General features: G+C 70.0%; 6 protein-coding genes. 2 read left to right on the plus strand and 4 right to left on the minus strand.

Features of this window, described 5'->3' with window-relative positions:
• The first annotated feature begins 29 nt into the window (after window positions 1-29).
• Window positions 30-554: a GNAT family N-acetyltransferase gene (locus ACFWGJ_RS04870; protein ID WP_387321054.1), complete on the plus strand. Its 525-nt coding sequence runs from the start codon at window positions 30-32 to the stop codon at window positions 552-554.
• Here the strand turns inward: ACFWGJ_RS04870 and ACFWGJ_RS04875 are convergent.
• From ACFWGJ_RS04875 to ACFWGJ_RS04885, 3 genes are all read right to left on the minus strand, one after another.
• The gene (locus ACFWGJ_RS04875; protein ID WP_387321056.1) at window positions 543-2858 is read right to left on the minus strand and encodes an FdhF/YdeP family oxidoreductase; all 2316 of its coding nucleotides are present in this window, start codon (window positions 2856-2858) and stop codon (window positions 543-545) included. The two genes, ACFWGJ_RS04870 and ACFWGJ_RS04875, sit on opposite strands and share 12 nt — an antisense overlap.
• A 39-nt stretch (window positions 2859-2897) precedes the next feature.
• Complete coding sequence (locus tag ACFWGJ_RS04880) at window positions 2898-3464, minus strand: SRPBCC family protein (protein WP_387321057.1); 567 nt, start codon at window positions 3462-3464, stop codon at window positions 2898-2900.
• Window positions 3465-3649: 185 nt separating this feature from the next.
• Entirely contained in the window at window positions 3650-3979 is a 330-nt protein-coding gene (locus ACFWGJ_RS04885) for a hypothetical protein (RefSeq protein WP_387321059.1), read from the minus strand.
• Window positions 3980-4088: 109 nt separating this feature from the next.
• Between ACFWGJ_RS04885 and ACFWGJ_RS04890 the strand changes: the two genes are divergently transcribed.
• Window positions 4089-4292 carry a hypothetical protein gene (locus ACFWGJ_RS04890; protein WP_387321060.1) on the plus strand — a complete coding sequence of 68 codons (204 nt, stop codon included), beginning with the start codon at window positions 4089-4091 and terminating at the stop codon, window positions 4290-4292.
• A 138-nt stretch (window positions 4293-4430) separates the two neighbouring features.
• Here ACFWGJ_RS04890 and ACFWGJ_RS04895 read toward each other — a convergent pair whose 3' ends face one another.
• A complete protein-coding gene (locus ACFWGJ_RS04895; protein WP_387321061.1) occupies window positions 4431-7715 on the minus strand; it encodes a GH92 family glycosyl hydrolase in 3285 nt (1094 codons plus the stop codon).
• Window positions 7716-7837 lie beyond the last annotated feature (122 nt).

Raw genomic sequence — 7837 nt, forward strand, 5'->3', positions numbered from 1 at the left:
CCCCTCTGCCCTCACCCAGGAGTCCACCGATGACACCCGTCCTGAAGACCGAACGGCTGGAGTTCACGCCCTACCGCGCCGAGGACGAGACCCACTTCGTCGCCCTGCTGCGCAACGAGGAGGTGTGCCACTGGATGGGCCAGGACATGGTGCCCGAGGCCGATCTGCGGGCGGCGTTCCGTGCCATCCTCACCGACGTCTATCCCACCCGGCGGTTCGACGTGTGGGGGGTGTGGTGGCAGGGGACGTACATCGGGCACGCGGAGGTGAAGAAGACCGGCAACGTCGACGGGCACGAACTCATCGTCGCCCTCGCCCCCGAATACTGGGGGCAGGGCATCGGCACCGAAGCCGTGCACGGCCTGCTCCGCCATGCCTCCGACAACCTGGGGCTGACGGAGGCCTACGGCATGGTGGGCGCCGGGAACACGGCGAGTCTCGCGCTGTGCCGGCGGCTGGGCTTCCGGCACGTACGCGATGTGGTCGGCGAGGACGGCACCGTGAACCGGATGGTCGTCATCTCCGTACCCGACGCCTCACGTTCACCTCGGTGACGCGGTCGCCGGCGCCGCGACCGGTTCCAGGCGGACCACGATCGCCTTCGACGTCGGCTGGTTGCTCTTGTCGGCCACGCTGTCCAGCGGCACCAGGACATTGGTCTCGGGATAGTAGGCGGCGGCGCAGCCCCGGGTGGTGGGGTAGGGGACCACGCGGAAGTCCTCGGCGCGCCGCTCGGGGTCCTCGCCCCACACACTGACCAGATCGACGTGCTGCCCGGCCACGAGACCGAGCCCGGTCACGTCCTCCGGATTGACGAGCACCACCCGGCGGCTTCCGTGGATGCCCCGGTAGCGGTCGTTGGACGTGTACGGGACGGTGTTCCACTGGTCGTGGGAGCGCAGCGTCTGCAGCAGCAGATGCCCCTCGGGGGCCTGCAGCATCGCGAAGTCGTTGGCGGTGAACAGCGCCTTGCCGACGCCGTTGTGGTAGACGCCCTCGTTGACCGCGTTGGGCAGTTGGATGCCGCCGGGCCGTGTCACCCGCCGGTTGAAGTCGTGCAGTCCCGGGACGATGCGCGAGATGTGGTCGCGGATCGCGCCGTAGTCGGCCTCGAACTGCTCCCACGGCACGTCGGCGGCCCGGCCGTCGAGGGTGCGGCGGGCGAGCCGGCACAGGATGGAGATCTCGCTGAGCAGCAGGGGCGAGGCCGGCTGCAGCCGCCCCTGTGTGGTGTGCACCTCGCTCATCGAGTTCTCGACGGTGACGAACTGCTCCCCGTCGGCCTGGATGTCGATCTCGGTGCGGCCGAGGGTCGGCAGGATGAGCGCGGTCTCACCGCACACGGTGTGGGACCGGTTGAGCTTGGTGGAGATGTGGGCCGTCAGACGGCAGCTGCGCATGGCCTCTTCGGTGACCTCGCTGTCGGGAGCGGCCCGCACGAAGTTGCCGGCCAGGGCGAGGAAGAACTTGATACGGCCTTCGCGCATCGCCCGGATCGTGTTCACCGAGTCCAGTCCGTGCTCGCGCGGCGGGTCGAAGCCGAACTCCTCCTGGAGCGAGTCGAGGAAATCGTCCGGCATCTGCTCCCAGATGCCCATCGTGCGGTCGCCCTGCACGTTGCTGTGCCCGCGCACCGGACAGGCGCCGGTGCCGGCCCGGCCGACGTTCCCGCGCAGCAGCAGGAAGTTGACGATCTCCCGGATGGTGGGGACGGCGTGCTTGTGCTGGGTGATGCCCATCGCCCAGCACACGATGACTCGGTGGCTGCCGAGCACCTCGTCCCGGACCTGCTCGATCTCCTCGCGGGCCAGACCGGTCGCGGCGAGGATGTCGTCCCATTCGATGGTGCGGGCGTGCTCGGCGAACTCCTCGAAGCCCTTCGTGTCGCTCCCGATGAAGTCGCGGGCCAGCACCTCGCCCGGCCGGGCGTCCTCGGCCTCCAGCAGCAACCGGTTGATCCCCTGGAACAACGCCAGGTCGCCGCCGTTGCGGATGTGCAGGAACCGGTCGGCGATCTGGGTGCCCTTGCCGATCACCCCGCTGGGCTTCTGCGGGTTCTTGAACCGCAGCAGCCCCGCTTCCGGCAGGGGGTTCACCGCGATGATGCGCGCGCCGTTCCGCTTCGCCTCTTCCAGTGCGGACAGCTGGCGCGGATGATTGGTCCCGGGGTTCTGCCCCACCACGAAGATCAGGTCGGCGTGGTGCAGGTCGTCGAGGCTGACCGTGCCCTTGCCCGTACCCAGCGTCTCGTGCAGCGCGAAGCCGCTCGATTCGTGGCACATGTTGCTGCAGTCGGGCAGGTTGTTGGTGCCGAGCGCCCGGGCGAAGAGCTGCAGCACGAACGCGGCCTCGTTGCTGGCCCTGCCGGAGGTGTAGAAGACCGCCTCGTCGGGGGAGTCGAGCGACTTCAGTTCCGTGGCCAGCAGGTCGAAGGCGTCGTGCCAGCTGATCGGCTCGTACGAGTCGGAGCCCGGCCGCTTGACCATCGGCTCGGTGAGCCGCCCTTGCTGGTTCAGCCATTTGTCGGAGCGCCGGCCCAGCTCGGAGACCGTGTGCTCGCGGAAGAAGTCGGCACCGATGCGCCGCGAGGTCGCCTCGTCGTTGATGTGCTTGGCGCCGTTCTCGCAGTACTCGTTGCGATGCCGGTTGCCCGGCGCGGGATCCGCCCACGCGCACCCGGGACAGTCGATGCCGCCCACCTGGTTCATGGTCAGCAGCGTCTCCCCGGTGCGCCGCAGGGAGGTCTCCTCCAGGGAGTACTCCAGCGCGTGCGCCACCGCGGGGACGCCCGCGGCCCACTTCTTCGGCGGGGTCACGGTCAGAGCGTCGTTCGGCTCCTCGCCGGGGGCCTTCTTCATCGGCATTGCCTCTCACTCACGCTGTTGTCGTTCCCGGCGTCAGCCGACGGGCCAGTGGGGCACCCGGCTCCGGTGCGGCTTGGGTTCCTCGGGCCGTACGCGTCCGCCGCGGATGGTGCCCCGCCAGGCGCCGCTCTCCGCGCCGAGCCCCTCGATGTACGCCTTGAAGTGCCGCAGCTCCCGCTGGACGACCCGGCCGACCAGCTCGGGGAGTCCGCCGAGCAGGGCGGTGGCGCCGGGTGAGTCGACCCTGATCCGGACGATGACGGTCGTACGGTCCGTCGCGCCGTCGGCCGCCTTGTCTGCCGCGTCGTCGGCCGCGCCGTCCGTCGAGGCGGGCCGGAACAACACCTCGCCCTGGTGGACGAAGTGCCGTTCGAGGCTCTGCCAGGTCAGATGCGAGTCGGGTTCCTGCTCGACGATCTCGGCCTGGAACTCGCGGTGCACGGGTCCGACACCGAGCGTCCAGGACAGGAGCGCCGGCCGGACCTGCTCGACCTTCTTCACCACGGTCATGAACCGGGGAAAGCTCTTGAACTGCGTCCACTGGTTGTACGCGGCACTCACCGGGACCGCGACCTCGATCGTTTCCTCAACGCTGAACATGCTCCACCCATCGTCAGGCGCCGCTCGCCCCAGTCTCACCGCAGGTCCAGCGGGTCGCCACACGTCACGCCCACTGCCGGGCGGCCGGGTACCCGCCATCCGGGTCGCCTAACGCACGGCGGTCACCCGGCGCACGCGGCACAGCCCGCTGTGCGACCGCCCGTCGCGCGAGAACCAGCCACCCGTCAGTGGCCTCCCCGGTTCTCGACGCAGGGACCTGTGCCGGGCTGGGGTTCGGCGTAGGCGCCGTGCACCTCGCTGGTCAGCTCGTCCTTCCGCACGTACCCGGACACGCACACGACGCCCGTGTGGACGCTGTAGAACCCGTTCCCGATGTAGACACCGTGCTCCTTGCCGCAGCCGAGGCGTTTCAGCGCCGCCGCGATCCGCTGGTCGGGGAAGACGCCGTACGCGCCGGAACCGCCCTCCTCCCGGACTTTCTCCAGCTCCCGCCGGATGAGCAGGGCCGAGGCCTCTCCTTGGGCGCGTTTGTCCTCGGACAGGGACCCTTGCATGCGGTAGGCGTGGTTCTCGGCGTAGTGGGGAGGGCGGTCCGCGTTCTCTGCAGAGCCCTCTCCTGAACCATCGCCATCCGCCGTCGGACGGGGCGAGGACGGCAGTGCGGTGGGCGCATCCGCGGGCTTCTCGGCAGGCTGCGCGCACTTCGGCCGGGGAGGGTACGAGGTCGGGGGAGCGGCCGACTGCGACCGGCCGTTCTGCTGGGTGCCGCACGCGGTCATGATGACCGCGACCGCGGTGACCGACCGTCTGAGAAGCCTGGGCACTGAAATGGGCTTGGTTATGGGCATGGGCATGGAGGAAGTCTGAGGCCTTGGTCAGGGGGTGTCATGAGTGGAGGTACTCATACGCGCCGGGCCTCACGAAGGGCGCGAAACAGCCGGCCCACGCCTCCCGAACGAGAGACATGGGCCGGCGACCGTACGGAGGCCTGCGTGACCTGCCGCCCTACTTGAGCGTGATCGCGTACACCTGCACCCGAGGGTCGTTCTGCAGGCCGATGGAACGCACGGTCTTCGACGCGTCGAGGTCCGCCGAGGCGCCGAACAGACGCACCGGCGGGCCGTCCACACCCTGTCCGCGCTTGATCCGGTGCGGCATCTCCAGGACCACGGAGCTGCCTTGCGGCGTCGATCCCGCCCAGTCGCCCACGGGGACGGACACCTCGGCGGTGGTGCCGTCGGTGTAGCGGACGCTCAGTGCGGTCGTCACCGGTCCGTGGTGGGCCACGGCGACCACGCGCAGCGCGCCGTACGAACCGGCCGGGAGCAGCATGGACTGACCGCGGGCCTCGACGAAGTTCTCGGCCGTGCCGGACGGATCGGGGGCGTCGTAGGTCACGCCGCCCCAGACGACCGGACCCGCCGCGGGCAGCAGGTCACCGTCGAAGCTCCAGCCGCCGCCGTCGAAGTCGCCCTGGTCGGAGGCCGCGACGGTAGCGGTGCCGTCGTGGTTGACCTCCTTGCCGAGGTCCACGGCACACTGCTCGTCGATGTCCGGCGCGCAGCGGGCCGCGGCGCGCACCTCGATGGCCGCGACCCGTTCCACGCTCTTCACGCCCTTCGCGGCAGCCGTGATCCGCACGGTGTACGAACCAGGAGCGGTGCCGGCCGGCACGTTCACGTCCACGGTCGCGGTCCGCTGGACCGGCAGACGGTGGGACGTGAGCGAGAAGGAGTCCGAGACCTTCGCGGTCCAGCCGCTCGGAGTCTTCGCGTCGACGCCCACCCGCAGGGTGCCGGGGGACTGGCCCAGGACGTCCAGCTTGAGACGGACGCTCTGCGCGCTGTCGGACGTCGGCAGGACGTCGGAGGCCGTGCGGAGCGACGCGTCGAGGTGCCGGCGGGAATCCGCCGCCGCGCGGTTCACGGACGGCGGCTCGTCGCCCTTGCCCGTGCCCCAGGCCGACGGCTTGCCGGTCATCTCGAAGGCGAGGTCTCCGCCCTTGGCGACCGCGTCCCAGTCCAGCCAGGTGGCGCGCAGGTTCTTCCCGCCGAACTTCGCCTGCTTCACATAGCGCTGGGTGTCGCTCGCCCCCGGTGCCTTGACCGTCAGGGTGCCGCCCTGCTTCTTCCCGTAGGCGCCGATGCGGACGACCGCCGAGGGGAACTGCGGGCTGGAGACGGCGAGGAAGTCACCGCCGTTCGTCGTCGGATACAGACCCAGCGACGAGAAGACGTACCAGGCCGACATGGTGCCCAGGTCGTCGTTGCCGGTCATGCCGTCGGGCCCGTCCGTGAAGAGCGTCATCGCGGCGCGGACCACGGTGGCGGTCTTGGCGGGCGCGCCGGCCCACAGGTACATGTACGGGGCGTGCAGGTCCGGCTCGTTGTTCGGGTTGTAGGTCGCCTTCCCGTAGTAATCGTACGGCGCCGAGATCCAGTCCTCGCGAGCGGTCTTCGCGGGGTCCGCGAGGAGTTTGTCGTAGGCGAAGAAGGAGTCGAGCCGCTTCTCCGTCGCGCGCTTGCCGCCCATCAGGGAGACGAGCCCGGCCGGGTCCTGGGGCGCCAGCCACTGGTACTGGTAGGCGCCGCCCTCGTGGAACTGGTGTCCCGCTTCGACCGGGTCGTACGGCGTCAGCCAGGTGCCGTCGGCCGTACGCGGCCGGAACTGCTGGATGGAGGAGTCCCACAGGTTCCGGTACCACTGGCCGCGCGCCGCGAACATCTTGGCGTCCGCGTTGTGTCCCAGCCCCTTGGCCATCAGCGCCAGCGACGCGTCAGCGGCCGCGTACTCCATGGTCGCCGAGGCGGGATGGCGGCAGTCGTTGTCCCCGCCCTTGTCCGCGCAGTCCTTCCCCGGTTCCAGCCCGCTGGGGATGTAACCGCGCTTCTGGTACGCGTCCACTCCCGCACGGCCGTTGTAGGGGGAGTCGGCCGGGGGCGTACTGACCGCGTTCTTCCGCAGCAGCGCGTACGCCTCCTTCTCGTGTCCCGCGAGCAGGCCCTTGGACCACGCCTCGACGAGGAAGGGCGTCACCGGGTCGCCGGTCATGATGTTGGTCTCGCTGTTGGCGAGCGACCAGCGCGGCAGCCAGCCGCCGTCCCGCCCGATCGCGACGACGGACAGCGCGACATCACGGGCGACCTTCGGCTCCAGCATCTGCAGCAGTTGGTTCTGCGGCCGGTGCGTGTCCCAGAGCGACAGATTCTGGTACGGCGTGAACCCGGACGCCTGATGGTTCTTCCCGTCGAAGCCCGCGTACCGGCCGTCGACGTCTCCGGCGAGGTTCGGGTGCAGCTGCGCGTGATAGAGAGCCGTGTAGAAGGCGCGTTGCCGCTCGGCCGACCCGCCGCCGATCCTGACGGCATCGAGCTGCCGCTCCCAGGTCGCGTGCAGCGCCGCCCGCGTGGCGTCGAAGTCGTACGAGTCCTGCGTCTCCGCCTTCAGGTTCGCGCGGGCGCCGTCGAGGCCCGTGTAGGAGAGCCCCACCTTGACGACGACGTCACGGTCGGCGGCGGCGTCGAAGGTCACCCAGGCGCCGTTGTCGCCCTCACCGGCCGCGTCCCGTTCACCGGGGGCGGGAGTGGTGCCGCGCCACGCGCCGTGCGCGGTGAACGGCCGGTCGAAGGTCGCGGTGAAGTAGACGGTGTGCTTGTCCTTGCCCGCGCAGAAGTTGCCCGCCTCGACCCGGCCCTCGACGGTCCGGTCGCCGACGACATGCACTTCCGAGCTGTAGACCTTCTGGTTGGCCCGGCCCGTGTTGAACAGGACGTTGGCGCGGTCGGTCGACGGGAAGGTGTAGCGCTGCCATCCCGTGCGGGAGGTGGCGGTCAGCTCGGCGTCGATGTCGTACGACTTCAACCCGACGCGGTAGTAGCCGGGTTCGGCGTCCTCGTCGTCGTGCGAGAACGTCGAGCGGTAGGAGTTCGGATCGACGCTGTCGACCGCTCCGGTCGTCGGCATGATCGGCAGCTCGCCCATGACGGAACAGCCGACACCGGAGAGATGGGTCTGGCTGAACCCGTGGATCTTGTCCTGCTGGTAGTCGTAGCCGCCCTGGCCACCCGTGTCCGGACTGACCTGGACCATGCCGAAGGGGGCGCTCGCACCGGGGAAGGTGTTGCCGAAGTTCTGGGTGCCGATGAACGGGTTGACCAGAGAGGTCGGTTGAGCGCCTGCCGCCGGTGCCTGGGCGGCGGCCGGCACCGGAGCCAGCGCGCCCCCGGCGACGAGCAGTGCGGCGAGAGCGGTCGATGCGCGGTGACGCCATCTGTGGAGGGGTCTGTGCATGGAAGCGGGCTCCTGTTCCTCACTCTTCATGTGCACTCTTCATGTGCTGCGCACGGAGAGAAGCGGCGGGGCCGGGGGGGCGGGGGCGGGGGGTGCGGGGGGGGGAGGGGCGGGGAGACAGA

Origin of the sequence: Streptomyces sp. NPDC060205, assembly GCF_042728395.1 — a bacterium.
Lineage (GTDB): Bacteria > Actinomycetota > Actinomycetes > Streptomycetales > Streptomycetaceae > Streptomyces.